Source organism: Nitrospira japonica (assembly GCF_900169565.1).
GTDB lineage: Bacteria > Nitrospirota > Nitrospiria > Nitrospirales > Nitrospiraceae > Nitrospira_C > Nitrospira_C japonica_A.
This window is the reverse complement of record NZ_LT828648.1, coordinates 1,899,047-1,923,079: the sequence shown is the minus strand read 5'-3', so window position 1 is coordinate 1,923,079 and position 24,033 is coordinate 1,899,047. Positions and strand designations below refer to the sequence as shown.

General features: G+C 58.0%; 25 protein-coding genes, 1 other RNA gene and 1 other annotated feature. Of the genes, 2 read left to right on the top strand and 24 right to left on the bottom strand.

Features of this window, described 5'->3' with window-relative positions; translation table 11 throughout:
• Positions 1–17: 17 nt before the first annotated feature.
• Genes NSJP_RS09230 through NSJP_RS09215 form a run of 4 tightly spaced genes read right to left on the bottom strand, consistent with a single transcriptional unit; the run spans position 18 to position 2,966 of the window.
• Positions 18–518, bottom strand: a complete 501-nt coding sequence (locus NSJP_RS09230) for a hypothetical protein (protein WP_155970023.1) — start codon at positions 516–518, stop codon at positions 18–20.
• Positions 515–1,384 (bottom strand): rod shape-determining protein MreC, encoded by an 870-nt coding sequence (mreC, locus tag NSJP_RS09225; RefSeq protein WP_080888552.1) that lies wholly within the window; start codon positions 1,382–1,384, stop codon positions 515–517. The genes NSJP_RS09230 and mreC overlap by 4 nt, the downstream gene beginning before the upstream one ends.
• Positions 1,385–1,404: 20 nt before the next feature.
• Positions 1,405–2,454 carry a rod shape-determining protein gene (locus tag NSJP_RS09220; RefSeq protein WP_080886615.1) on the bottom strand — a complete coding sequence of 350 codons (1,050 nt, stop codon included), beginning with the start codon at positions 2,452–2,454 and terminating at the stop codon, positions 1,405–1,407.
• 47 nt (positions 2,455–2,501) lie between these two features.
• Positions 2,502–2,966, bottom strand: a complete 465-nt coding sequence (locus NSJP_RS09215; protein WP_080886614.1) for an RDD family protein — start codon at positions 2,964–2,966, stop codon at positions 2,502–2,504.
• Positions 2,967–3,163: 197 nt separating this feature from the next.
• Between NSJP_RS09215 and NSJP_RS09210 the strand changes: the two genes are divergently transcribed.
• Positions 3,164–3,862 (top strand): SurA N-terminal domain-containing protein, encoded by a 699-nt coding sequence (locus NSJP_RS09210; protein ID WP_080886613.1) that lies wholly within the window; start codon positions 3,164–3,166, stop codon positions 3,860–3,862.
• 117 nt (positions 3,863–3,979) lie between these two features.
• On the opposite strand, the gene queA is transcribed toward NSJP_RS09210, so the two are convergent.
• From queA to NSJP_RS09130, 16 genes are all read right to left on the bottom strand, one after another.
• On the bottom strand, positions 3,980–5,014 hold the full coding sequence (queA, locus tag NSJP_RS09205) for a tRNA preQ1(34) S-adenosylmethionine ribosyltransferase-isomerase QueA (protein ID WP_080886612.1): 1,035 nt from the start codon (positions 5,012–5,014) through the stop codon (positions 3,980–3,982).
• A complete protein-coding gene (locus NSJP_RS09200; protein ID WP_172834252.1) occupies positions 5,014–6,210 on the bottom strand; it encodes a SpoIID/LytB domain-containing protein in 1,197 nt (398 codons plus the stop codon). Before NSJP_RS09200 ends, queA begins: the two co-directional genes overlap by 1 nt.
• Positions 6,211–6,230: 20 nt before the next feature.
• Positions 6,231–6,485 carry a DUF2905 family protein gene (locus NSJP_RS09195; RefSeq protein WP_080886610.1) on the bottom strand — a complete coding sequence of 85 codons (255 nt, stop codon included), beginning with the start codon at positions 6,483–6,485 and terminating at the stop codon, positions 6,231–6,233.
• On the bottom strand, positions 6,485–7,504 hold the full coding sequence (locus NSJP_RS09190; RefSeq protein ID WP_080886609.1) for an aspartate-semialdehyde dehydrogenase: 1,020 nt from the start codon (positions 7,502–7,504) through the stop codon (positions 6,485–6,487). Before NSJP_RS09190 ends, NSJP_RS09195 begins: the two co-directional genes overlap by 1 nt.
• Before the next feature lie 14 nt (positions 7,505–7,518).
• Positions 7,519–8,730, bottom strand: a complete 1,212-nt coding sequence (locus NSJP_RS09185; protein ID WP_080886608.1) for an NHL domain-containing protein — start codon at positions 8,728–8,730, stop codon at positions 7,519–7,521.
• Positions 8,731–8,739: 9 nt separating this feature from the next.
• Entirely contained in the window at positions 8,740–9,813 is a 1,074-nt protein-coding gene (leuB, locus tag NSJP_RS09180) for a 3-isopropylmalate dehydrogenase (RefSeq protein ID WP_080886607.1), read from the bottom strand.
• A gap of 28 nt (positions 9,814–9,841) precedes the next feature.
• Positions 9,842–10,204, bottom strand: a complete 363-nt coding sequence (locus tag NSJP_RS09175) for a cupin domain-containing protein (protein WP_080886606.1) — start codon at positions 10,202–10,204, stop codon at positions 9,842–9,844.
• A 61-nt stretch (positions 10,205–10,265) separates the two neighbouring features.
• Positions 10,266–11,813: a 2-isopropylmalate synthase gene (locus NSJP_RS09170; protein WP_080886605.1), complete on the bottom strand. Its 1,548-nt coding sequence runs from the start codon at positions 11,811–11,813 to the stop codon at positions 10,266–10,268.
• Between the two features lie 163 nt (positions 11,814–11,976).
• Positions 11,977–12,203, bottom strand: a binding site (T-box leader).
• Complete coding sequence (gene pssA / locus NSJP_RS09165; protein ID WP_080886604.1) at positions 12,199–13,002, bottom strand: CDP-diacylglycerol--serine O-phosphatidyltransferase; 804 nt, start codon at positions 13,000–13,002, stop codon at positions 12,199–12,201. (Overlaps the previous feature by 5 nt.)
• On the bottom strand, positions 12,999–13,649 hold the full coding sequence (locus NSJP_RS09160; RefSeq protein ID WP_080886603.1) for a phosphatidylserine decarboxylase family protein: 651 nt from the start codon (positions 13,647–13,649) through the stop codon (positions 12,999–13,001). The genes pssA and NSJP_RS09160 overlap by 4 nt, the downstream gene beginning before the upstream one ends.
• A gap of 122 nt (positions 13,650–13,771) precedes the next feature.
• Positions 13,772–14,785 (bottom strand): ketol-acid reductoisomerase, encoded by a 1,014-nt coding sequence (ilvC, locus tag NSJP_RS09155; protein WP_080886602.1) that lies wholly within the window; start codon positions 14,783–14,785, stop codon positions 13,772–13,774.
• Positions 14,786–14,843: 58 nt separating this feature from the next.
• Positions 14,844–15,362, bottom strand: a complete 519-nt coding sequence (gene ilvN / locus NSJP_RS09150) for an acetolactate synthase small subunit (RefSeq protein ID WP_080886601.1) — start codon at positions 15,360–15,362, stop codon at positions 14,844–14,846.
• Between the two features lie 49 nt (positions 15,363–15,411).
• Positions 15,412–17,190, bottom strand: coding sequence for a biosynthetic-type acetolactate synthase large subunit (ilvB, locus tag NSJP_RS09145; RefSeq protein WP_080886600.1), 1,779 nt, complete (start codon positions 17,188–17,190; stop codon positions 15,412–15,414).
• Positions 17,191–17,401: 211 nt separating this feature from the next.
• Positions 17,402–17,823: RNase P RNA component class A (rnpB, locus tag NSJP_RS09140), an RNA gene on the bottom strand.
• Positions 17,824–17,905: 82 nt separating this feature from the next.
• Positions 17,906–18,286 (bottom strand): PilZ domain-containing protein, encoded by a 381-nt coding sequence (locus NSJP_RS09135; protein WP_172834251.1) that lies wholly within the window; start codon positions 18,284–18,286, stop codon positions 17,906–17,908.
• Between the two features lie 122 nt (positions 18,287–18,408).
• On the bottom strand, positions 18,409–19,278 hold the full coding sequence (locus NSJP_RS09130; protein WP_080886598.1) for a M48 family metallopeptidase: 870 nt from the start codon (positions 19,276–19,278) through the stop codon (positions 18,409–18,411).
• A 114-nt stretch (positions 19,279–19,392) separates the two neighbouring features.
• Between NSJP_RS09130 and rnhC the strand changes: the two genes are divergently transcribed.
• Positions 19,393–20,040 (top strand): ribonuclease HIII, encoded by a 648-nt coding sequence (gene rnhC, locus NSJP_RS09125; protein WP_080886597.1) that lies wholly within the window; start codon positions 19,393–19,395, stop codon positions 20,038–20,040.
• 105 nt (positions 20,041–20,145) lie between these two features.
• On the opposite strand, the gene hisB is transcribed toward rnhC, so the two are convergent.
• From hisB to murA, 4 genes are read right to left on the bottom strand one after another with little or no spacing between them, the layout of a single operon-like run.
• On the bottom strand, positions 20,146–20,754 hold the full coding sequence (hisB, locus tag NSJP_RS09120) for an imidazoleglycerol-phosphate dehydratase HisB (protein ID WP_080886596.1): 609 nt from the start codon (positions 20,752–20,754) through the stop codon (positions 20,146–20,148).
• Positions 20,751–22,034 carry a histidinol dehydrogenase gene (hisD, locus tag NSJP_RS09115; protein ID WP_080886595.1) on the bottom strand — a complete coding sequence of 428 codons (1,284 nt, stop codon included), beginning with the start codon at positions 22,032–22,034 and terminating at the stop codon, positions 20,751–20,753. The genes hisB and hisD overlap by 4 nt, the downstream gene beginning before the upstream one ends.
• Entirely contained in the window at positions 22,031–22,732 is a 702-nt protein-coding gene (gene hisG, locus NSJP_RS09110) for an ATP phosphoribosyltransferase (protein WP_231989525.1), read from the bottom strand. The genes hisD and hisG overlap by 4 nt, the downstream gene beginning before the upstream one ends.
• 39 nt (positions 22,733–22,771) lie before the next feature.
• On the bottom strand, positions 22,772–24,031 hold the full coding sequence (gene murA, locus NSJP_RS09105) for a UDP-N-acetylglucosamine 1-carboxyvinyltransferase (protein ID WP_080886593.1): 1,260 nt from the start codon (positions 24,029–24,031) through the stop codon (positions 22,772–22,774).
• Positions 24,032–24,033 lie beyond the last annotated feature (2 nt).

The following is a 24,033-nucleotide window of genomic DNA, read 5'->3' as shown; positions in this document are numbered from 1 at the left end:
GTCGAGTCATCCGCCATCTACAATCGGTCAGACATCAGCACGCGGTCAGCGGCCAGCCGCTGGCTTGCTAAGTAGAAGAGACCAGCGCCAGCCACCGCGTCCAAACAGGCTTGCGGAAGCACCATGGACTGGACCATCCACCACGTATCAATCCCGGCGGCGTTCTTCATGGTCAAGACCACCATCGTTCCACTGAGAACGGAAACGATGAGAAGCCCGACGGACACCACCGTAGGAGTGACGTGCGCGACATGTTGCCCGAACAAACCCGCCAATAATCCAACGCCGCCCTTGGTGATGAGACTGATCCAGAGGTCGCCGGCAGAATACATGTTCAGGATCCACCCGATGGCCAACCCGACGACGAACCCCTCCAGTTCACCGGCGAACAGTCCTATCAGAGCCGCCACGGCCAACCCGACATCCGGCGTGAGTCCCCAAATGCTCACGTGTGGCAACAGCGTGGTCTGGAGCGGAACGAGCAATACGATCACCATACTATATATGAGGATCTTCACGGCTTGCCCATCGAGACATTCTTGTCGTCCCCTTGCACGGATACACCGTACGGGGCCTGGATGACCAATACTTCTTCAAGTCTGCTGACATCCACTTCCGGAGTCAGTTCGGCCGACTGAAACAGAGCGCCTTCTTCCTTGTCGATCCGGCTGATGGTTCCAAGGGCCAGGCCTCTCGGGAACCCGCCGACAAGACCCGACGTCACCACTCGATCACCGCTGCGCACGCTCGACAGCATCGGGATGTACTTGAGCTTGGCCAATCCCTGCTGGGTTCCTTCGACGATCCCTTCATCGCGCGTCCGTTGAATCAAGCCGGCGATGGCATTATTGGGATCCGTCACCAGCAACACGACGGACGTCGCGCTGTTGGTTTTGACAATCCGGCCGACGACGCCTGCGGGGGTAATCACTCCCATATCGGGTTTGATCCCGTCACTTTCCCCTTTATTCAGGATTACCGATCGATACCAACTCGTTGCGTCTCTGCCAATCACTTGCGCGGCCACCAGGGTGGGCAACGCTTGTTCCTTGAAGTGCAGCAGGGCCGTCAGTCTCTCCGTCGCTGCCGCGGCTTCCCGCAGCTGATTGTTCTGTCCCTTCAACCACTCGATATCCTGCCGGAGTTGCTCGTTCTCCTCCTGAATTCCCTGAAGAGCGATGTACCGGTGCCACACCCCTGAAATGCCCTCATCGATGGATACGACCACTTCCAGCGGGATCCGGACGACCTGGCCGACGGGACCGTCCAGATATTGGAGCACGCTCTGACTCTGTGCGGGAAAAAGGAATAGCACGAGGAGGAGAAGGGCAAAGCCTCCTAGCGCAAGACGTCGGGCATTATAGGGAACGCGTAACGTGGCCATCCACATGAGGGATGGAACCTTTATCGGAAGGTATTCGCTTGGGACATCACCGCAACCTTTGCCAGCAGATCAAGCTCATCGAGAATCTTCCCCACACCCAGCACGACGGAAGTCAGGGGATCGTCCACCGTAATGATCGGCAGATTCGTCTCTTCGCGGAACCGCGTATCCATGCCCTTCAACAACGAGCCGCCGCCGGTCAGCACGATACCGCGGTCAATGATGTCTCCAGCCAGTTCGGGCGGCGTGTTTTCCAAAGCGACCTTGATCGCATTGACGATCGTTCCAATTGGTTCCTGCAGAGCTTCCCTGATTTCGGCATCGTCCACCACCAGCGTGCGCGGAATGCCGGAGATCAGGTCACGCCCCTTGATCATCATGGTTTTTCGTTCTTCAAACGGATAGGCGGATCCGATCTCGAACTTGATGCGTTCCGCCATGTGTTCACCGATCAGGAGATTATATTTCTTCTTGATGTAGTTCATGATCGCGTCATCCATGCGATCACCGGCGACCTTGACCGATTCACTGTAGACGATTCCCCCCAAGGAAATCACCGCGATGTCCGTCGTCCCGCCGCCGATGTCGACGACCATGTTCCCCGACGGCTCGGTGATCGGAAGCCCGGCGCCGATCGCGGCCGCGACCGGCTCTTCGATCAGATAGACTTCCCGCGCGCCCGCCAATTCCGCGGAGTCCCGTACCGCGCGTTGCTCCACTTGGGTGATTCTGGACGGCACACCGATGATGATACGCGGACGAACGAAGGCGCTGCGGTTATGCGCCTTTTGAATGAACCGTTTCAGCATCTGCTCCGCCATCTCAAAATCGGCGATGACGCCTTCCTTCATCGGGCGCACCGCCACGATATTGCCGGGGGTGCGGCCGAGCATCTTCTTGGCGTCTGCACCGACCGCCAGCACTTTTTCCGTTTTCTTCTCGACGGCCACGACCGACGGCTCGTTCAACACGATCCCTTTGCCGTGCACGTAAACAAGGGTCGTCGCCGTCCCGAGATCGATCGCCAGATCGTTCGAGAACCATCCGAATATGTCGCTCGCTAGGCCCACGAGGATTCTCCCTTTTCAAACTGCGCGCCGACCGACGGAACGCCGCTTCAATCCGGCAACGCGAACCGTCCGACGTCCAATACTTGAGTACCAGCCAATTCGTCGCCGATGCGTCGGCCCTGTTCATTCCCGATAATGAGGACGGCTTCAAACGCGATGATCACGGCCGACAGGATCCAACCGACGTACGGAACGATGAACGCCATTTGCGCGACTGCAAACGGGACATTGCGAATGATCGATTCCCTGAATCCTGCCGTCACACGTGTATCGGGGAGGATCGTCTGGAGACCGATGAGCCGCTTTCCGATGCTGCGACCGCCCGCGAACCCGTCTCCCACCAGGACATAGGCCAGTCCTCCGAGAAACCCGACGGGATCGATCAGGCTTGCCGCGCCCGCCACGATGAATAGGTCGATCAACTTGGCAATGAATCGATTGAGGACCTGAGCTTTCGGATACATCCCGGTACTGAAACCGAAGAGATGAACCTCGCCAGATTCGGCAGCCAAAGAATCTCCCTACAATTCGGCAAAGTATAACAAATCCGACTACCTAGCACAAACGAAAGCACAAACCTCACTTTCCGGAATCCACGGACTCCTGCGTCGTCACGTCGCCGGTTTTCCGATGGGAACCGCAGCCTCCGCACTTGCCATCGGAGAAACGGGTCTGTACAATTCATTTCCGTAGAATTACAGGAGCCGACATGATCAAATTGATGAGAGAGGCTTCCCACAGCTATCCCTGGTTGCTCAAGTCCATCATGGGAATTCTGGCCATCGCCTTCGTCATCACGATGGGATGGTGGGGATTCGGGGAGCAGCGCGGCTCGGTCGTGGCGGCCGTCGGAGACCTCACCGTCTCGCATGACGAGTTCAGGCGTGCCTATGAGAACTCGTATCGATTTTACAAAGACAAGCTGCCCGGGGAGTTCAAGGATGAAACCATCAAACAGGTCGTAGTCGAACAATTGATCGACAACCGCGTGTGGCTCGTGGCAGCCAAGAATATGGGATTGACCGTGAGCAATGAGGATCTCCGTGATGCGATCATGCAAATCCCGGAGTTTCAGAAGAACGGGGCCTTCGATCCCGACCTCTATCAACGCCTTCTAGCGGCCAACCACTTGACGCCTTCGCTGTTCGAGTCCATCGAGGCCAAGGAACTGCTTGGCAATCGGGCAAGGATGATGATCAGTGAAGCGGTCACCCTGACACCGGCCGAATTGGCCGAAGCCCAAGCACTCGTGATCAGACAACCCGAGTCCGATCCCTCCAAAGCAGCCGCGGCGAAGGATCGCGCGATGCAGGACGTCTTGTTTCAAAAGCAGCAGCGTGCGCTCATGGCCTACACGCAATCCTTGAAGGCCATCATTCCCATCACGATTCATCGCGAATTGCTGTAACGCTCACCCAATACTCTGCCTCGTCACAGCACGGTCTTCCTCGTCCAAACGAATGACCTGGACCGACGCGAACCGTCTTTGGCAAGGCCCACACCGGAAGCTGTCGGACGAAACTTGTCACGATTTCAGTATCAGCATGGCGTCGCCGTAACTGTAGAACCGGTATCGTTCCCGTACAGCCTCCTCGTACGCTTGACGCAGCAATGACGTCCCGGCAAAGGCCGACACCAACATGAGCAGCGTCGTCTTGGGAAGATGAAAGTTGGTCATCAACGCATCGACGACTTGGAAGGAAAATCCGGGAGTGATGAAAAGGCTTGTTTCTCCACGTTGCGGCCCCAACGCGCCTTGACGAGCGGCCGCCGTTTCCAGTGCGCGCACGACGGTCGTACCGACCGCCACGATCCTCCCGCCTTTCTCCTTGGTATGCGCGATGGCCTGAACGGTCTCCGCTCCTACCTCGAACCATTCGGAACCCATCCGATGGTCTTCGACATGATCCGTCGTGATAGGTTTAAATGTCCCGATGCCCACGTGCAGAGTCACCCTCGCCACTCCTATTCCCGCTTGGTTGAGTCGAGTCAATAGTTCCGGTGTAAAGTGAAGACCGGCCGTCGGCGCCGCAATCGCTCCTTCCTCTTGAGCGAACACCGTTTGATACCATTCACGGTCCATGTCGCCGGGTGCCCGGTCGATGTACGGAGGGAGCGGCATCATGCCCCACCGAGCAAAGAACTCTCGCGGTGACATGGCGCAATCGAGACGGACCACCGTCCGAACCCGGTCGCGAGATTGAACTTCGAGAACGCCGTCGACCCCGAGATCGATTCTCTGACCAGGCCGGAGCCGGCCTTTGATCAACACTTCCCATAATCCTTCTGCCACTTCACGGACGAACAAGATGTCGACGGCGTTTCCGGTTGGTTGCTTTCGGCCGGTGAGACGAACCGGCATCACTTTGGTGTCATTGACGACGATCAAATCACCCGGAGCCAGGAGGTGCGGGAGATCCGCGACTCGATGATGCATCATCGAATGGGACGAGCGGTGGCTCGCCGGCAAGACCAATAGCTTGGCCTGATCCCGCGGAAGGACGGGTTCCGACGCGACGAGCCTTGGATCAAAGGGAAAATCGAACTCTGCGACCTGCATCAGGAAGAGGGAGGGATCGGCGCCTTCGTCAGCGCCATATCCTGCAATTGCGTATCGGGGTAGTAATAGCTCAGGATGGTAGAGAAAGGATAGCCCAATTCGGCCAACTCTTTGGCACCCCACTGACACATGCCGACGGCGTGACCCGCTCCGTAACCAGACAGCACAATCTCAGATCCCACGGATTCGACGGTAAACTGCGTGCTCGGCACCACCATGTACCCGACCGCTTTCCGCAGCTCTTCGCCACGTAATATGAGCTCTCCTTCCGTATGGGCAACGCGCAATGTGGCCACCCGCCCACCTCGACTAAACGACGAAGGAGTCAGCGCGGTGATCATCCCGATCGGAAATCCCTGTTGGCGAAGGTTGTGCTCAAGCAATTCCTTCCGAAACGAAGCCGTCCATTGGTAGTAGGGAGATGCCAGGTCAAACGGGCATTCGACCCCCTTGAGATAGGGATAGTCCTTCGACCACACATTGACCGCGTCTTCCGTCAAACCGGCGGCGGTCGAGGAAAAGGCCGCGTAGATCGGCGCCCCCTGGTATGTGAGTACGAGCCCTCGCGTTTCTTCGACAGCCTTCAATACGGCCCCATCGACACCCTGTTTGCCACGATACACCTGGTCCTGCACGCTGGCCACAACATCGTAGTCCCGGTTCGCGCTGAGCATCTGCTGGTAAAGCGCATAGGTCCTGGCGGCCACCGCCTGGGCTTTCAACATTTCCGGGTGCCAGGACGAGTTCACCTCCGCTGGAACGACGCCTTTGACATATTCTTCCAAGTCGACCTGATTGATCACCAATGCGCCCACGCCTCGACGAACGACATGGACAAGGCCGCTGACCGGGACCGTTACACGCTGGATCGTTGCCGCCTTGATCGCTCCCCGGCCATTCGTACCCGCAGTTCCATCAGCCTTGACAAAGGTGAGAGTCAATCCCTGCTCCCCTTGCAGGGTCAGTTGCTCGTGCATCATCCGAACGCCATTGACCATAAACCCTTTTCCGGCCGGCACGATTCGAACGGCTGGCCGGACCGCCTTTCCGTGGCGGCTGGAATCGGATACCCAAACCGAGCTATTCGACTGGACATCGAGTTTCACCACGTCCGCGGCAAGGAGAACCCGCAAGGATTGCGCAGCCTGCAGCGGTGCCGTCCCGAGGGTCACGAGCACCCCCACGACAACCGCCATGCCCCATCGGCAAATCGAGATCACCGTCGAAACATCCATGACAGGAAATAGAATACCAAACTCAACAGGATACTGAGCACAAGACTGGTACCGAGGGGAATATAGAGGCTGAAATTATCGCGCTTGAAGGAAATGTCCCCTGGCAGGCGGCCGAACAGGCTAAGAAGACCACCGAGGCCGGGGACGCGGTCTGAGAGCAACAACAGCAACCCCACCAAAGCAATGACGGCCCCAATCCCGAGGAGGACCTTCCCGAGGCTTGCCCATTCGGCCATCAGTGTTCCGTCAAACACTCGGCAATCTGCACGGCATTGAGAGCGGCCCCTTTTCGGAGATTGTCGGACACCACCCAGAGATTCAATCCATTGGCGGTCGACTCGTCTTCCCTGATACGTCCGACGAACACATCATCCTTCCCGGTGGCATCCAGTGGCATAGGGTAAAGCTTCTTGGACGGATCGTCATATACCAATACCCCGGGCATCTCGGCCAACGCGGCCCGCGCGTCGTGCGGCTTGAGAGGACGTTCCAGTTCCACATTGATGGCCTCTGAGTGGCACCGCAAGACCGGCACACGCACGGTGGTGGCAGTGAGACGGAGCGCGGGCGCTTCCAAAATTTTTCTCGTCTCCCGCATGATCTTGATCTCCTCGGAGCAATCACCACCCTCGTTGAACGATCCGATATGCGGCAACAGATTGAAGGCGATCTGATACGGATACACCTCCGCCTTGGCCTCACGAAAGGCCATGAGATTTCTGGTCTGATTCATCAGTTCATCCATTGCCGCCGCCCCGGTCCCGGAAACGGACTGGAACGTCGTGACCACAACCCGCTTGATTCCGGCCGCCTCCTGCAGCGGCTTCAACGCCATGACCAACGGAGTCGTCGTACAGTTCGGAATCGACACGATTCGTCGGGGCATTGACCGTAACGCCTGCCGATTCACTTCCGGAACCACCAGCGGGACATCATCCTCCATGCGGAAGACTCCGCTGTCGTCGATGACCAGAATGCCGGCCGCGCTCAATCGGGCTCCATATTCTCGACTGATGGCATCCGTGGCGGAAATCAGGGCGAAATCGATTCCGGCGAAAGATGTTTCCGGGGTCAATTCCTCCACTTTCCATTCCCGCCCCTGGCAAGACAGGACCTCCCCGGCGGATCGTTTGGACGCGAACAGCCGCAAGGATTCCAGCGGAAATTTTCGCTCGTCGAGAATGTCCAGCGTTTCCTTCCCCACAGCCCCCGTTGCGCCGAGAATGCCCAGGACGTACTTCGATTTCTTCTTCACATGCCCCCCGCCGGTTACAAGACGATTTCACGGATCCGATGATTAAAGGTGTCAGCGATGAACAGCCCTCCGTCCGCCGCCATGGCAATCCCAAACGGATAATTCAGGCTCGCATCCAAGGCCAATCCCCCGTCGCCGCCATAGGCCGACACGCCCACCCCTGCCAACCGATCCAGACGGCCCGTCGCGGGATTCCATCTCCGGATAAGATGGTTGTCCGAATCCGAAATGAAGAGCTGGCCATCGGCACTGAGCGCGATCCCGTACGGTCTAGCCAGGCTGCTGGAGGCAGGTTCCGCCGGTCCCTGGTAGCGATAGGCCCCTCCGTCTCCGACGACCGTCTGAATCATGCCGGTATCCGGATCGACGGAACGAATTCTCCCGTTGAACGTATCGGCGATGAACAGGGTCCCGTCCGCGCCAACGGCGAGACCGCTGGGACCTGCCAGCGCGGCCTCGATGGCAGGGATCCCGTCGCCATTGTATGTCGCGGCCCCGGTTCCCGCGACCGTGCGGATCAGGCCGGTATGCAGGTCGATGGCTCTGACTCGATTGTTGTTCTGATCCGCCACGTAGAGTATCGACGAAGCGGTGATGGCCAGGGCGCTCGGTTCATTCAAGCCCGCCGCCTCGGCCGGTCCTCCATCCCCGTTGAATCGAGGCTGCCCCACACCCGCGATCGTGGTGATTCGACCGGATGCTGCGTCGACCCGCCGGATTCGATGATTCATGGTATCCGCGATATACAGATGCCCGTCCGCATCCACCGCGGCCGCCGTGGGAAAATTTAACAAGGCCTTGATGGCCGGCCCACCGTCTCCGCCGAATCGCATGGAGGGGCCGCCGCCGTTGATGACATAGCGCACGGTTCCGCTCAAATCGGTTTGATGCGCAAAAGCTTGCGCACCCGAGGTCTGCTCCGCCAACGGATCCTCCTCCATTGGGATACTTCCGCCCTCGGGCTGAACTGGGTCCTCTCGGCGCTGGAACGGCTCGGTGTAACCCGCGACCGTCACGATGACTCCGCTCAACCGGTCGACTTTGCGGATAACATGGTTCTCGGAATCAACAATGATAAGATTGCCGCGGGTGTCGAACGCCACCGACTTGGGTTCGTTCAGACAAGCCGACACCGCGGAACCGCCGTCGCCCGACATCGCTCCATCCCCCGTTCCGGCAACCGTATTAATCGCGCCGGCCTTTCGTGTCAGTTCTCTCGGCATCATAGGTCCCGATTACTTGAGGTTCCGGACGACGGCTTCACCCATGTCGGTTGTTCCAACCAGCCGACTACCGGCGCTATGGATGTCCTTCGTGCGATACCCCAGATCCAGGGTCTTCACGATGGCTTCCTCAATTGCGTGCGCCTCTCGGTCCAACTTGAATGCGTACGACAGCAACATGGCGGCCGAGGCGATGGTCGCGATCGGATTGGCGATGTTTTTTCCGGCAATGTCGGGGGCGCTGCCGTGAATGGGTTCGAATAGGCCGACCTGTGCTCCGATGCTTGCCGACGGCAGCATGCCGATGGATCCTGTCAGCATGGCGGCTTCGTCGCTGAGAATGTCGCCGAATATGTTGTTGCAGAGCATGACGTCGAATTGCCTAGGATTTCTGACCAGCTGCATCGCGGCATTGTCGACATAGATGTGATTGAGCTCCACGTCGGGAAAATCCTTCTGCACCGCGATCACCACCCGTCTCCACAGTTCCGATGATTCCAGAACGTTGGCTTTGTCCACGGAGGTCACCTTCTTGCGCCGCCTGCGTGCCGCCTCGAATGCCACCTTCGCGATACGACGGATCTCCTCCGTTGTATAGACCTCCGTGTTCACCCCGCGTTCGCCGCCGTTGGGCAGCGCCTCGATCCCTTTCGGTTTGCCGAAGTAAATCCCGCCGGTCAATTCACGGATCACCAAGATGTCGATGCCCTCGATCACTTCCTTCTTGAGGGTGGACGCATCGGCCAGGACTTCATACAGTTTGGCGGGCCGAAGATTGGCAAACAGCCCGAGCTGTTCACGAAGCCCCAGCAGCGCGCGTTCGGGTCGCAAGCTGTACTCGAGCCCCTCCCACTTAGGACCGCCGACGGCGCCCAACAGCACCGCGTCACTTTGTTTGGCCAAAGCCAACGTGTCTTGCGGTAGCGGCACTCCGACCTTGTCGATGGCCTGCCCACCGACGTCGCCATAGGCGAAGTCGAACGTGTGGCCGAATTTCTCCGCCACCACCTTCAGCACTTTGACCGCTTCGGGAACAATTTCCCGGCCGACACCGTCACCGGCGAGCACTGCAATCTTGGCTTTCACGTCACTCGACTCCTTTGGCTGACAGGCGTTACTCCAACACCTGCTCGTCTTCCATTTTCCAAGCCGGATCCACCAGGCACAGAAATTCGATCACTTGACTGCCCGTGTTCTCCAGCGACTGCTCGCCGCCAGGCGGGACATACAGCGTCGTGCCTGCCTCGATCGGAATCTCTCGATTATTGAGGAGAAACCGCCCTCTTCCGGCGATAAAGTAGTACACCTCGGACGACTTCAGGACGTGCCGCTTGGAACGCTGACCCGGGTCCAGTGTCCCGTGCGCGAGGCTGTACCCCAATTGCAGATGGTGTTTGGCCGGGTGAAAGATTTCACGAAGTCGGGTATGGTCTCCGGCCAAAAATTCCGGACGCTCCGAAAGCGTGACCTTCAGCACGGACCACTCCCCTTCCCGCGGCAAGGCTCAGCGAGTCGATCACTCTACCGTGCGTCCCAGTTCAAATCAAGTTCACTTTCTCCTCACCCTGCACCTGTTTGGCCGTCAGACAGGCCAGTTTATTCAAGGCACTCAGGTATGCACGGGCTGAGGCGGTAATAATGTCGGTATCGGCTCCATGTCCCGATACGGTCCGGCCGTCCTCCTGAACGCGCACGGATACTTCGCCTTGAGCATCGGTCCCGCCCGTAATGGCTTTCACTACGTACATCAATAGCGTGCTCTTCGTCGATGTAATGGCGGCAATAGTCCGATAGACCGCATCGACCGGCCCGTCACCCGTACCGGTCCGGATGATCGCCTTCCCATCGATTTCCAGCTCAACCGTCGCGGTCGGCACCTGATTGGTGCCACTTTCGACGCGAAACGATTTCAGCGTGATTCGATCGGCCATCTTGGCCAGTTCTTCGGAGACGATGACCTCGAGGTCTTCTTCGTAAATCTCCTTTTTCTGGTCCGCCAGCTTCTTGAACCGCTCGAAGGCATGGTTGACCTCCTCATCCGTCAACTTATACCCTAATTCCTCGATTCGTTGACGAAACGCGTGACGTCCCGATAGTTTCCCCATGACCATCTTGCTTTCGACCAAGCCGACCGATTCCGGCCTCATGATTTCATATGTGGTCTTGTCTTTCAGCAGGCCGTCCTGATGAATGCCGGACGTGTGCGCGAAGGCGTTTGCGCCGACAATGGCCTTGTTGGGTTGCACGACCATGCTGGTGGTTTTGCTCACCAAACGACTGGTCTTCGAGATTTCCTCCGTTCGGATTTGCGTATCCGCCTGATACCAATCCCTCCTCGTCCGCAATCCCATCACAACTTCTTCCAATGAGGTATTGCCGGCACGCTCACCGATGCCATTGACCGTACACTCCACCTGACCGGCCCCTTCCACGATGGCCGCCAAACTGTTGGCTACCGCCAATCCGAGGTCATTATGGCAATGGACCGAGATCACGGCCCGGCTGCTGTTGGGCACAGCTTCGCGGATTCCCCGGATGAGCCTGCCGAACTCTTGCGGCACAGCATATCCTACGGTGTCGGGAATGTTGATCGTGCCCGCCCCCGCGGCAATGACGGCTTCAATAACCTCGTACAGGTAAGAAGGATCAGAACGGCTGGCGTCCATCGGGGAGAATTCGACGTCCTCCACGTAGCTCCTTGCCAGTTGGACCATCGCCACCGCCCGTTTCTTCGCTTCTTCCCGCGTCATTCTGAATTGATGCTTCAAATGGATGTCCGAAGCCGAGAGAAACGTGTGAATGCGCACCTTCGGCGCACCCTTGAGCGCTTCCCAGGCTCGCTCAATGTCTTCGGGACGCGCACGGGCAAGACTGCAGATCGTCGGACCTTCCACCTCCTGGGCGATCCGATGCACGGCTTCGAAATCCCCCGGAGAGCTGTAGGCAAACCCCGCCTCAATGATGTCGACGCCAAGACGGGCCAACTGCTTTGCCACCATGATCTTTTCTTCCACGTTCATGCTTGCACCGGGAGATTGCTCTCCGTCGCGTAAGGTCGTGTCAAAAATTCTGATCATACGAGTCATCGCATCACCTCCACCTGACAAGCTGTTCACACATTCCTTCTGCACTGCCGCAGGAGCACGAACCCGACACATACGCCTTCGGTACGTTGAGGGTCGGGACGACTAAGAATACGCAGGAAGGCTTTTCAGCAGCTTAAAAAGACAAAAGCCTTCGCCCCTAGAACCCAGGGACGAAGGCTTTGAGGCGCTTCGTGGTACCACCCTGATTCGACCCGGATACTGTTTATCCAGATCCTTCATTCAGCCCTTACGGGGCCAGGCGGAATCCACTACTCGTGTTTCATGGACTCTGGCTCGGAGGCGAGTTCGGCGTCGTCGAAACTGGTTTGCACCACCCACCAGCTCTCTTGATTCGACGAATGACCTACTACTCCTCGTCGTCGCCCTAGAACTTTGATTCGACCGCCGGCTGTTCCTTTTTCGGCTGTATCTGCTTTCCCGTCCTCGTCACTAAGGTGATCAGCCGCTCGACGGGACCGAGCAGTGCGTACCCGGCGAAGATTACAAATAGCATAACCTGGGGCCACGCCGCCACCAGTACCACGGTCAGGATGCCCCATACTAGATAGGTGATGTGGCGACCACCTCGGAACTTCAAGTCCTTGAAACTCCGATACTTGATAGTGCTGACCATCAAAAACGACAAAACCAGGGTGATAATCAGCACCAAGATCGGCTTGATTTCCGAGCCGGTTCGCACGACGTGATGATCGAAAATTACCAAAGAGGCCACGACGCCTGCGGCAGCCGGTATGGCCAGTCCGGTGAAATACTTTCCGTCCGAGGCAGTCGCTGAAGCGTTGAATCGCGCGAGACGCACCGCACCCATGGCCACGTAGGCAAACATGACCGCAATGCCGAACGTGCCCTGTCCACTGAGCGCCCATGAATAGATGAGCAGACCAGGAGCGACGCCGAACGACACCACGTCGGAAAGCGAATCGTATTCCAAGCCGAAATGGCTGGTGCTGTTGGTCAAGCGAGCGGATTTGCCGTCGAGAACGTCAAACACCATGGCCACCAGAATCGCCACTGCGGCGGCCAGGTAGTTTGCGTTAAAGACCGACAGGATCGCGAATACACCGCAGAACAAGTTCCCCGTCGTGAACAGGTTCGGGATCAAATGCATCGCCGCTTTATGACGCTTCCCGCCTTTGGCGAACGACTGGCGCAGTCCAGTAGTCTTCATGGCAGTTCTCCCAGGATGGACTCCCCACCCTTCACGCGATCGCCGACGGCGACCTTGATCACTGATCCCAGCGGGAGGAATGTATCCATACGAGACCCGAACCGAATCAATCCGAACCGCTCACCCAGCACCGCCCGTTCCGGCGGCGACACCCAACAAATGATCCGTCTCGCAATCAAGCCGGCCACCTGAACGCAGAGAACCTTCGCTCCTTGCCCGGCCTTGATCATCAAAGCGTTTTGTTCGTTCTTAATCGTGGCTTCGGGTTTGCTGGCCACCAGGAACTGTCCCGGTTGGTACTGCACGTTTTCGACGGTCCCTTCGCACGGAATTCTATTGATGTGCACATCGAACACATTCAAGAAGATCGTGACTCGGATACTGCGATCCTTGAGGTAACGAGGTTCGAACTCTTCTTCGACGGCAATGACCTTTCCATCGCCAGGCGCAACCACGAGCCGTGCTCCCTGCGGAATGGTCCGGGGTGGATTGCGGAAGAACCATGAGACGAACAGCGTCAACAGCCCTGCCGCTCCCGCTGCAATGGGCCAGCCCATCCATCCCGTCGCCAGTGTACCGCCGGCGGCGACCGCGATGAAGGGAATTCCTTCTTTGGCAACTGGGATGCCGACGGCACGATCGGCCACGAAAGACCTCCGCCCCCAACGAGAAACCGCCTCGGCTGCGCACCCTCAACACGCGCCGCCGACTGTTCCAGCAGATCCTAATCCTCAGCCGATAGAGCGCGTGAGGGAAGCCGAAGCCCTCATCAATTCTTGTTCTTGTCGACCAACTGATCTTTTTTCAACCAGGGCATCATCGCCCGCAGCCGAGCACCGACAGCCTCGATCGGATGAGCTTCACCTTTGGCCAGCAATGCGTTGTAGACCGGACGGTTGGCCTGGTTCTCCAAGACCCATTCCTTCGCGAACCGTCCTTCCTGGATCTCCCGCAAGATCTGTTTCATCTCCTGCTTGGTCTGTTCCGTGACGACCCGAGGCCCACGTGTAACATCTCCGTACTTGGCGGTCGTGCTGATGGAATATCGCATGTTTGCGATCCCACCCTGGTAGATCAGATCCACGATGAGCTTGACCTCGTGTAAACACTCGAAATAGGCCATCTCCGGCGAATATCCGGCTTCCACGAGGGTCTCATATCCGGCCTGAATGAGCGACGTCAGCCCGCCGCACAGCACCGCCTGTTCGCCGAACAAGTCAGTTTCTGTTTCCTCACGGAAGTTTGTTTCGATGACGCCGGCACGTCCGCCGCCGATCGCGCTGGCATAGGCCAAGCCCACCTGCCGCGTGGTTCCGCTCGGGTCTTGATGCACAGCCAACAAACAGGGCACGCCGCTTCCCTTCGTGTACTCTGATCGTACCAAATGTCCAGGCCCTTTGGGAGCGACCATGAACACATTGATCGAGGGAGGCGGAACGATCTGTCCGAAATGGATGTTGAATCCATGACCGAATGCGAGATAGGCGCCGGGCTTTAAGTTCGGTGCGATCTCCTGGCGATAGATGGCCGCCTGCGCTTCATCCGGGGCAAGGATCATGACGATGTCCGACGCTTTCACCGCATCGGCAACGGGCATGACCTTCAATCCGCTATGCTCGGCCTTTTTCCAGGAAGCGCCTTCACGCAGGCCGATCACGACCGAGACTCCGCTCTCTTTCATGTTGAGCGCATGAGCGTGCCCTTGGCTGCCATATCCGACGACCGCCACGGTCTTGTTCCGTATGTGTTGAAGGTCGGCATCCTTGTCATAATAGATCTTCATCGCTGGCTCCTGGATGACAATAAAATGTTGCTGGGGGACTGTTAAGTGTCGACCACGCTTATTCGCGGGCGATCTTCTTGGGTTGAACCGCGGCGGACCGAAGAGGTTCACGCGCCACCGCCACCCGCCCGGTTCTGGTCAGCTCCTTGATCCCTAGCGGCTGCAGTAGATTGATGATGGCTTCGATTTTCGCCGGATCACCCGTGACCTCGATCGTATAGGTCGAGGGCGTGGAATCGATGACATTCGCGCGGAAAATATCGGCAATCCTCAGCGCCTCGGCCCGATCCTCTTGCCTGGTATGGACCTTGATCAACGCCGTTTCACGGGAAACGAAGTCGCTCTCGTTCAAATCGACGACCTTGATCACGTCGATGAGCTTATTCAACTGCTTGACGATTTGCTCGACGATCCGCTCGTCGCCGGATGTGACGATCGTCATCTGGGACATGGAGGGGTCCAATGTCGGCGCGACCGACAGACTTTCGATATTGAACCCTCGGCCGCTGAAGAGTCCGGCGATGCGTGACAGCACGCCGAACTTGTTTTCGACCGTGACAGAAATGATGTGTTCCATGCGTCTCGCGCTCCGACACGGACGGCCGACCATCGGCCGCCGTGATTGCCTAGGCGGTAAGAATCGTATCTTTGCCTTCAGGGGTTGCCTTTGCGGCGCCACCTAATTGTTTGTTTTTCAATTCCGGCGGATCTTCCAAAATCATTTCGTGGTTGCACCCTCCGGCGGGAATCATGGGATACACGTTCTCGTAGGGATGCGTCGGGACGTCTACAATGACCGGCCCATTGACGGCAATCGCTTCCTTCAGAACATCATCCAGTTCACCGACTTTTCCGGCTCGCAAGCCGACGGCCCCGTAGGCTTCGGCCAACTTCACGAAATCGGGAGTAGTATCCAGATAGCTGGATGCGTACCTGCCCTCATAAAACAAGTCCTGCCACTGCCGAACCATGCCATGGAACCGGTTGTTCAGGACGATGATTTTCACAGGCAGTTTACTGACCACGGCGGTGGCCATTTCCTGCATGTTCATCTGCACACTCCCGTCTCCGGCGATGCAGAGGACTAACCGGCCCGGGAACGCCGCTTGCGCTCCCATCGCGGCAGGGAAACCGAATCCCATCGTTCCCAATCCCCCCGACGTGAGCCATCGATTGGGCTTCGAGAGTTTGAAATATTGGGCGGCCCACATCTGATGCTGACCGACGTCCGTTGCAACGATCGGATCACGGTCCTTCGTCAATTCATAGAGTCTCTTGATCACGTGTTGCGGTTTGATCGGACCGTCTTTCTCCTGTTGGTAGGTCAGGGGATGCGCACGCTCCCATTCACGGATCTGATCCCACCATGCCTTGCGGAGTTCCCTCTGCTCGCCGTTCACCGTCGCTTTCAGAATCTGGGTGAGTTCACGCAAGACGGCTTTGCAGTCCCCCACGATTGGGATATCAACATGAATGTTCTTCCTGATCGATGTCGGATCGATGTCGATATGGACGATTTTTGCGTAGGGACAAAATTCCGCGACCTTTCCCGTGACGCGATCGTCGAACCGCGCTCCGATTGCCACCACGAGGTCAGCGTAATGCACCGCCATGTTCGCTTGATAGGTGCCGTGCATGCCCAGCATACCCATGGAAAGCGGGTGCTCGCCGGGGAAGGCCCCGAGGCCCATTAACGTCATATCGACCGGAATCTGCGTCAACTCGGCCAACTCGATCAATTCCTGGGATGCGCCGGAGAACACCACACCGCCGCCCACGTAGAGGACCGGCTTCTTGGCCTTCATCATCGCTTCCGCCGCCTGCTTGATCTGCCACTTGTTCCCTTCGTACGTGGGATTGTAGCCACGGATCGAAACAGAGTTCGGATAGGTAAAGTCGGCCTTTTCCATCGATACGTCTTTCGGGATGTCCACGAGCACCGGACCGGGACGTCCGGTCGTCGCGATGTAAAATGCTTCCTTGATCGTGGACGCCAAATCATTCACGTCCTTGACGAGGAAGTTATACTTCGTGCAAGGGCGGCTGAGCCCCACATTGTCGGCCTCTTGAAACGCATCGTTGCCGATCAAGTTCGTCGGAACCTGTCCGCTAAAACACACCAACGGAACGGAATCCATATAGGCATCGGCCAGCGCGGTGATGACGTTGGTCATGCCCGGACCTGAGGTGACCAGGCAGACACCCGCTCTGCCGGTGGCCTTGGCATAGCCTTCGGCCATGTGACCCGCACCTTGTTCATGGCGGGTCAAGACGACCTCGATGTCTTTCTGCTGATGCAGCATGTCGAAAATCTTGAGGACCACGCCTCCGGGAAGCGCAAAGAGCGTCTTGACGCCTTCGCGTTTTAAACATTCGATGAAAATTTCGGCGCCCGTCAGCTTCATACCGGACCTCCTCTCTCCCACCCATGAACCCCCATGGGGAAGGAGATACGAAGAGACGCAGGTGCGTTACCGTACACCTTATTCGTCAATCGTTCAGAATGTTCTGAAAAAACAATGGGAAAGATCCGAGATCCTATCATCCCACCTGTGACAGGTCAATAGAGCGATTTCGAGGTTGGACGTGGTACGGAGGAGTGCGAAATGATGCGCGCGGTGGAGAAAACCTATAAGCCGGATTCTGTGCCGACCAGGATATGCTCTCAGTCGGCGGAGATCATTTCTCTGGGATTCGGGTTACCCCGAACCTCAAGCGACCTACCCGAAGACCTCAGCCGGGCCAGCTGGTCACCGGCTCTCCGAAAAGAACCGATGGTGTCTTCCTATTTGGCCTTGCATCGGACGACGCTTACCCTGCCGGTGATGTCACCACCACCGCGGTGGGCTCTTACCCCACCGTTTCACCCTTACCTGTGCCGCAACGATGAGAGATCTCATCGCGTTGGCCATCGGCGGTCTGTTCTCTGTGGTGCTGGTGTCGGATTGCTCCGCCTGGGTGTTACCCAGCGTCCTGCCCGTGAAGTCCGGACTTTCCTCTCATCGCGTTCCGCGATGAGCGATCCCCCGGTCTTCCCCCTCGCGCAGAGCCAGTATAGGAAACGGCGTTGACGGATTCAAGCCGTTATGCTTCTCATTGAAGGTAACGCAGAAACATTCCTCAGTCCCCTGACGCACCAAGAAGCGTGATGGATTCCTTCCACTTCAAGACCCGACCCATCGGAACCGCACTTCGAGGATCGTGGCGACTGACGAATGCGTTCAGACGATGTTGGTCCGCATTGGAAGACCGAATGAATTCCAATCCCACGCGATTTCCGCATACCCAGCGCACGGCGGCCAGGGATACCGTCATGGCCGCCCCTCCGTCGGGCAACGAGACCCGGAGTCGAACATACTCTCCGACGTGCAATCGATGCGGACATTCGATGAGACAGCCGGGAACCGAGAGATCGAGGACCCGGCCTTCACAGGACGTATGGCTGCCGGCCAGAACGGCCTGACCGACCACCGGCACTCGCGGTCCGTATCGAGAAACCATGGGACCCTCCCGTTCTTGTCGATAGAACCCTTCACCGCTGCGCATTGTCTCAGCGATCGATGAAACGGGCTATCCCTACGAAAGACCGGCGCAGGCACGCCCAACGCGGGATACGGCTCAGATCAGCCCCCAGCTCCCGGCAAATCAGCGGCAGGCACTGGTTGCCGCGTCTTATAGATATTGAGCGCTTCCGGCATGGCTTTCTTGAGATCCTCGATTCTTGTCCCATGACTGGGATGAGTGGACAAGAACTCGGCTGGTCCGCCTCCTCCCGACATCCGCTCCATGCGCTCCCACAGTGCAATGGATTCTCTGGGGTCATAGCCCGCATCGGCAGCGAGCAAGATGCCGATGTAGTCTGCTTCCGATTCATGCTGCCGGCTGAATGGCAGCAACACGCCAACCTGAGCGCCTGCGCCGAGTGCCGCGATCGTCCCCTGGGAGAGGAGGCCTCCTCCCCCTGAGGCTCCCACCGCTGCTCCCGCAGCCTGCACGGCGGCGTTCGCCAATTGCTCCTGGCTCATACGTTCGGCCCCATGCCGGGCCAGAGCATGTACGACTTCGTGCCCCATGACCGCGGCCAATCCCGCTTCCGTCTTGGCGACCGGAAAAATCCCCGTGTACACCGCCAACTTCCCCCCAGGAAGGGCGAAGGCATTTGCCGTTTTGTCGTCTTTGATCACCGTCACTTCCCATTGAAACTGTTTGGCCATTTCCCCATATTTGGACCGCCTCGCGGCTTCCACGATGCGGGCCGCAACGCGCTTGACGGGTTCGATCTCACGAGGATTCTGAGAAGGCCTCATTTTTGGATCGCTCTTGACCTGCGAATAGGCTTGAGCGCCCATCTCCATTTCCTCCCCCACGGAGGTCATGAGCAGTTGAGACCGTCCCGTGTATGGATTCTTTTCGCATCCAAGCAATCCGACTGTCACGACGACACAATAAACGACCAGACACCAAATGCCACCACGACGTGGTGCTACGGCCATCACCATCCTCCTTCTGAACAACGCGTCAAAATTGACCGCCCTGGGCGGCTCTGGTAGATTACCGCCCCACTGCGACGTTTTCTACCTGTGACTTGGCGAACTCAATCCGACGACATGCCGGGGCCCGTAATCGAACGCATCGGAATCGACGAATCGGGGAAAGGAGACTATTTCGGCCCGCTCGTCATCGCCGCGGTGTTCGTCGATGCGACCACTCAGGCGGAACTCACGTTGATCCAGATCCGGGACAGTAAGAAAATATCCGACGGGCGGATTCTGGAAATGGCCCCGGATATCAAAACCATTTGTCCTCACAGCATCATTGCGATCGGTCCGCAGAAGTACAACGAACTGTATACCAAGATCCGCAACCTCAATCGGCTGCTCGCCTGGGGACATGCCAAAGCCCTAGAGAACCTGCTCGAGCGGGTGCCATGCAGCTTGGCCATCTCCGATCAATTCGGAGACGAACGCCTTATCCTGAACGCCTTGCAGGCCAAAGGCCGGACCATCACTCTGCAACAGCGCACTGGAGCGGAATCGGATCTCGCCGTCGCAGCGGCATCTGTTCTGGCACGCGCGGAATTTTTGATGCGACTGAAGCGGCTGTCGGAGGACGTCGGCACCACCCTGCCCAAAGGCGCTTCACCGAGCGTCGAACTCGCGGGGAGGATGGTGGTCAAAAAACATGGGCGGGATCGGCTGGGAACCGTGGCAAAACTTCACTTCAAAACGACGAAGGCGGTGTTGGGAGAAGTGTAAATTGTTACGGCCGATCGGGTAATCTGCCGGTCTCATCACAACGTAACTGCTCAGAAAAGAATTCCAGAGCAGCCTGTCTCGAGTACGCGGAATGGAAGGGATCCACTATAACGTACCCTTCGTCGACAAGACGTGACCTGCCAGACGTTCTTCCACCGTGGTCGCCTGATCAAGCGCCTTCGCCAGACCCTTGAAGATCGCTTCCATGATGTGATGCGGGTTCCGTCCGTACAGCAGGTTGACGTGCAGATTGAGTCCCCCATGCGTCACAAAGGCCTGGAAAAAATCCTCGAACAATCCCAGGTCGAATGATTTGATTTTGCGGTCAGGCAGATTGACGTTATAGACCAAGAATGGCCGGCCGCTCAAATCAACGGTCACCTGCGCCAACGTCTCGTCCAGCGGAGCCGACGCGAATCCAAATCGCTTGATGCCGCCCTTTTCGCCCAAGGCCTGGTGCAGAGCTTTGCCCATGACGATCCCCACGTCCTCGACCGTATGGTGCTCGTCGATATCGATATCACCCTTCGCCTTGACCGTGAGATCAAAAAATCCGTGCCGAGCCAGCAATTCGAGCATGTGATCGAAGAACCGGATGGAGGTGTCGATCGTCCCTTGCCCGCTGCCGTCCAATGTCCATTCGACGCGGATATCCGTTTCTTTAGTGGCCCGATGAATGGAAGCCTGTCGCGAAGGCCCGCCGTTTTTTTTCATGCAAACCTGCTTTGAGCCGACTTCGCATGGGCGTCGAAGCCCTCGATATGAGCGAATCGGATAAGATGATCTTTCACCTTGCTCAGCTCTTCCTTCGTGTAATGCACGATGTTGCTCACTTTCAGATAGTCGAGCACCGACAATGCGGAAAAGAATTTCGCGGTTCCCCCGGTCGGCAGCACATGATTCGGTCCGGCAATATAGTCGGCCACGGAGGGCGGAGTGTATCGCCCGAGAAACAACGCTCCGGCATGGCGAATTTTTTCCAAGTAGTCGAATGGCTGATCAACCGAAAGCGTGAGATGCTCGGGAGCGATCTGGTTGGCCACCTCAATGGCTTCGTCCATGGTGGTCACCACGAACGCCACGGAATGCCTTGCAACGGACTTGGCGGCGATCTTCTCCCGCTGCAACCCCCGGAGCTGTTGCTCCAACAGTCTTCCGACATTTTTCGCCAGAGACGCGGACGTCGTCACGAGCCACACCTGGGCGTCTTCGTCGTGCTCGGCCTCGCACAACAAGTCCGCCGCCACATGCGCCGGCTTCGCATCGCCGTCGGCGACCACGAGCAATTCGCTCGGACCCGCCACCATGTCGACGCCCACCGTTCCGTACAGGAGACGCTTGGCCGTGGCCACGTAAATATTGCCGGGGCCCACGATCTTGTCGACCTTCGGTATGGACTTGGTCCCGAACGCCAATGCCCCGACTGCTTGAACCCCTCCGACGCGAAAAATATCCGTCACGCCGGCGATATCCGCTGCAACGAGCAGATAGGGATTGATCCCGTCCTTCTGCGGCGGTGTGCACATCACGATGCGGGAGACTCCCGCGACCTTTGCAGGAATAGCGCTCATGAGAACCGTCGACGGATACACCGCCTTGCCGCCCGGGACGTAGAGGCCGACGGCGTCAATCGGCGTCACGACCTGGCCCAACGTGGCTTCGCCGTCCTGATACATCCAGGTCTTCGTGCGCTGCCGCTCGTGAAATGCGGCAATCCGTTGTGCCGCAAACCGTAGAGCGTCGCCTTCGTCCTTTCGAATACGGTGATAGGCGTCTTTGATCTCTTCGGACGTCACCTTGAGTTCACTTGCCTTGAGAGCAACTTTGTCGAACTGCTTCGTATAGCGCAACACCGCCGCGTCGCCGCCTCGCTCGACCGCCTGCAGCAAGGTGCGCACGGTTCTTTCAACGGCGGCTCCCTGCATCCTGGCGCGCGAGACGACCTTTTTCAAGGCTGAAACAAAGGCCCGATCCGTCGAGGCAACGATCTTCATGCAGGCACCCGCTTGGTCTTTTGATTGCTTCGGTTCCGTCCGTTCGCGGTCACGGAGGTGGAAGGCCGCCGCGTCATCGCGGCTCTTCGAAGTTTTTGGATGAGTTCCGTCACCGTGGCATGCTTGAGTTTCAGGCTGGCTCGATTGACGATCAGACGCGCCGTCGACGTCGCAATGCACTCGACCTCGACCAGATCGTGCGTCTTGAGCGTATTGCCGGTCTCGACCAGATCCACGATCCGGTCGGCAAGGCCCACGAGGGGGGCGAGCTCGATCGACCCATACAACTTGATGATCTCGACAGGCACTCCGCGCTGGTTGAAATACCGTTCGGTAATTCTCGGATACTTCGTCGCCACCCGAATTTTGGAGGAAAGCCGGTCACGAGAATCCTGCCCGCGGAGCGCCGCGACCGCGATTCTACACGCTCCGAACCCCAAATCCAACGGCTCATAGACATCACTGTCCTGTTCCAACAACACGTCTTTCCCCACGATACCCACATCCGCCGCTCCATGTTCCACGTAGGTCGGGACGTCGGTAGGGCGGACGATCAAGAAAGTCATTCCGATCTCCGGACAGGCAAATACCAGGCGGCGGCTCTCCGTGGCCAGCCTGGCCCCGGCATAGCCGGCTCGTCCGAATAAGGCAAGCGCCGGTTCGATCAACTTACCTTTGCAGAGCGCGACAGTCAGCATGAGATCCCATCCATTCATCCGGACAACGAGTACCGCACACTAGGCTGCACGGCGATCGATGACGGCTCCGAGTCCCCGAAGCTTATCTTCGATATCTTCGTAGCCGCGATCGAGATGATACACTCGCAGCACCTCGGTGGTCCCCTCTGCCGCCAGCCCCGCCAAGATCAGCCCCGCACTCGCGCGAAGATCGGACGCCATCACCGGAGCGCCGGTCAAGCGTTCACACCCGGTGATCATCAAACGATTGCCCTCCACACGAATATCGGCTCCCATCCGCCTCAATTCTTCCACATGCATGAACCGGCTTTCGAACACCGTTTCGGTGATGATGCTGGTTCCCCTGGCAACTGCCATGAGTGCCGCCATTTGTGCCTGCATGTCGGTCGGAAACCCCGGGAACGGCATGGTTCGTATATCGACACCGTCCGGGCGGCCTGATGCTCCCGCATTCAAATGCACCGATTCCTTCTCCACGCGAATGTCCGCGCCCGTCTCTCGTAGTTTGGCGATGACCGGTTCAAGATGGTCGGGGCGACATCGATCGACGGAAATCGAGCCTCTGGTGATCGCACCGGCGACCAAGTACGTCCCGGCCTCGATACGATCCGGAATGACTTCGTGGTCGCTCCCTCGAAGTTCCCGAACTCCTTCGATGGTGATCATATCCGTGCCGGCTCCGATAATACGCGCGCCGCGTTTCGTGAGGAAATCGGCCAGGTCCACAATCTCCGGCTCTTTGGCGGCATTTTCGATTACGGTGGTGCCCTGAGCGAGCGACGCCGCCATCATCAAGTTCTCCGTGCCCGTCACGGTCGGCACGTCGCAATAGATGGCTGCGCCGGTCAGACGTTTGGCTCGCGCATGAATATAGCCGTGCTCGACCCACACCTCCGCCCCCAGCTTGGTAAGCCCGGCAAGATGCATGTTCACGGGACGAGAGCCGATGGCGCATCCGCCCGGCAACGACACGGTGGCCTGCCCCCAGCGCGCAAGGAGGGGACCCAATACGAGTATGGACGCGCGCATCGTCTTGACCAGTTCGTACGGAGCTTGGGTCGAGTTGATGACATCCGCCTTGATGACGACCCGACTGGCTTCTTGCGTGACCTTGGCCCCAAGAATTCCCAGCAGTTTGCCCATGGTCACCACATCGACGACGCGCGGCACATTGCTGATCATGCATTCCCCGCCGCCCAGAATCGTCGACGCGAGGATCGGCAGAGCGGAGTTTTTGGCCCCGCTGACCCGGACTCGCCCCTTCAGAGAGACGCCCCCATTGATCACAATCTTGTCCACGT

Bases quoted from the DNA above. Each gene is read 5' to 3' on its own strand.
- mreC (WP_080888552.1), bottom strand. From the start codon at position 1,384: ATGGCCACGTTACGCGTTCCCTATAATGCCCGACGTCTTGCGCTAGGA.
- NSJP_RS09210 (WP_080886613.1), top strand. From the start codon at position 3,164: ATGATCAAATTGATGAGAGAGGCTTCCCACAGCTATCCCTGGTTGCTC.
- queA (WP_080886612.1), bottom strand. From the start codon at position 5,014: ATGCAGGTCGCAGAGTTCGATTTTCCCTTTGATCCAAGGCTCGTCGCG.
- NSJP_RS09200 (WP_172834252.1), bottom strand. From the start codon at position 6,210: ATGGCGGTTGTCGTGGGGGTGCTCGTGACCCTCGGGACGGCACCGCTG.
- NSJP_RS09195 (WP_080886610.1), bottom strand. From the start codon at position 6,485: ATGGCCGAATGGGCAAGCCTCGGGAAGGTCCTCCTCGGGATTGGGGCC.
- NSJP_RS09185 (WP_080886608.1), bottom strand. From the start codon at position 8,730: ATGATGCCGAGAGAACTGACACGAAAGGCCGGCGCGATTAATACGGTT.
- NSJP_RS09170 (WP_080886605.1), bottom strand. From the start codon at position 11,813: ATGACTCGTATGATCAGAATTTTTGACACGACCTTACGCGACGGAGAG.
- pssA (WP_080886604.1), bottom strand. From the start codon at position 13,002: ATGAAGACTACTGGACTGCGCCAGTCGTTCGCCAAAGGCGGGAAGCGT.
- ilvC (WP_080886602.1), bottom strand. From the start codon at position 14,785: ATGAAGATCTATTATGACAAGGATGCCGACCTTCAACACATACGGAAC.
- ilvN (WP_080886601.1), bottom strand. From the start codon at position 15,362: ATGGAACACATCATTTCTGTCACGGTCGAAAACAAGTTCGGCGTGCTG.
- ilvB (WP_080886600.1), bottom strand. From the start codon at position 17,190: ATGAAGCTGACGGGCGCCGAAATTTTCATCGAATGTTTAAAACGCGAA.
- NSJP_RS09135 (WP_172834251.1), bottom strand. From the start codon at position 18,286: ATGGTTTCTCGATACGGACCGCGAGTGCCGGTGGTCGGTCAGGCCGTT.
- NSJP_RS09130 (WP_080886598.1), bottom strand. From the start codon at position 19,278: ATGGCCGTAGCACCACGTCGTGGTGGCATTTGGTGTCTGGTCGTTTAT.
- rnhC (WP_080886597.1), top strand. From the start codon at position 19,393: ATGCCGGGGCCCGTAATCGAACGCATCGGAATCGACGAATCGGGGAAA.
- hisB (WP_080886596.1), bottom strand. From the start codon at position 20,754: ATGAAAAAAAACGGCGGGCCTTCGCGACAGGCTTCCATTCATCGGGCC.
- hisD (WP_080886595.1), bottom strand. From the start codon at position 22,034: ATGAAGATCGTTGCCTCGACGGATCGGGCCTTTGTTTCAGCCTTGAAA.
- hisG (WP_231989525.1), bottom strand. From the start codon at position 22,732: ATGCTGACTGTCGCGCTCTGCAAAGGTAAGTTGATCGAACCGGCGCTT.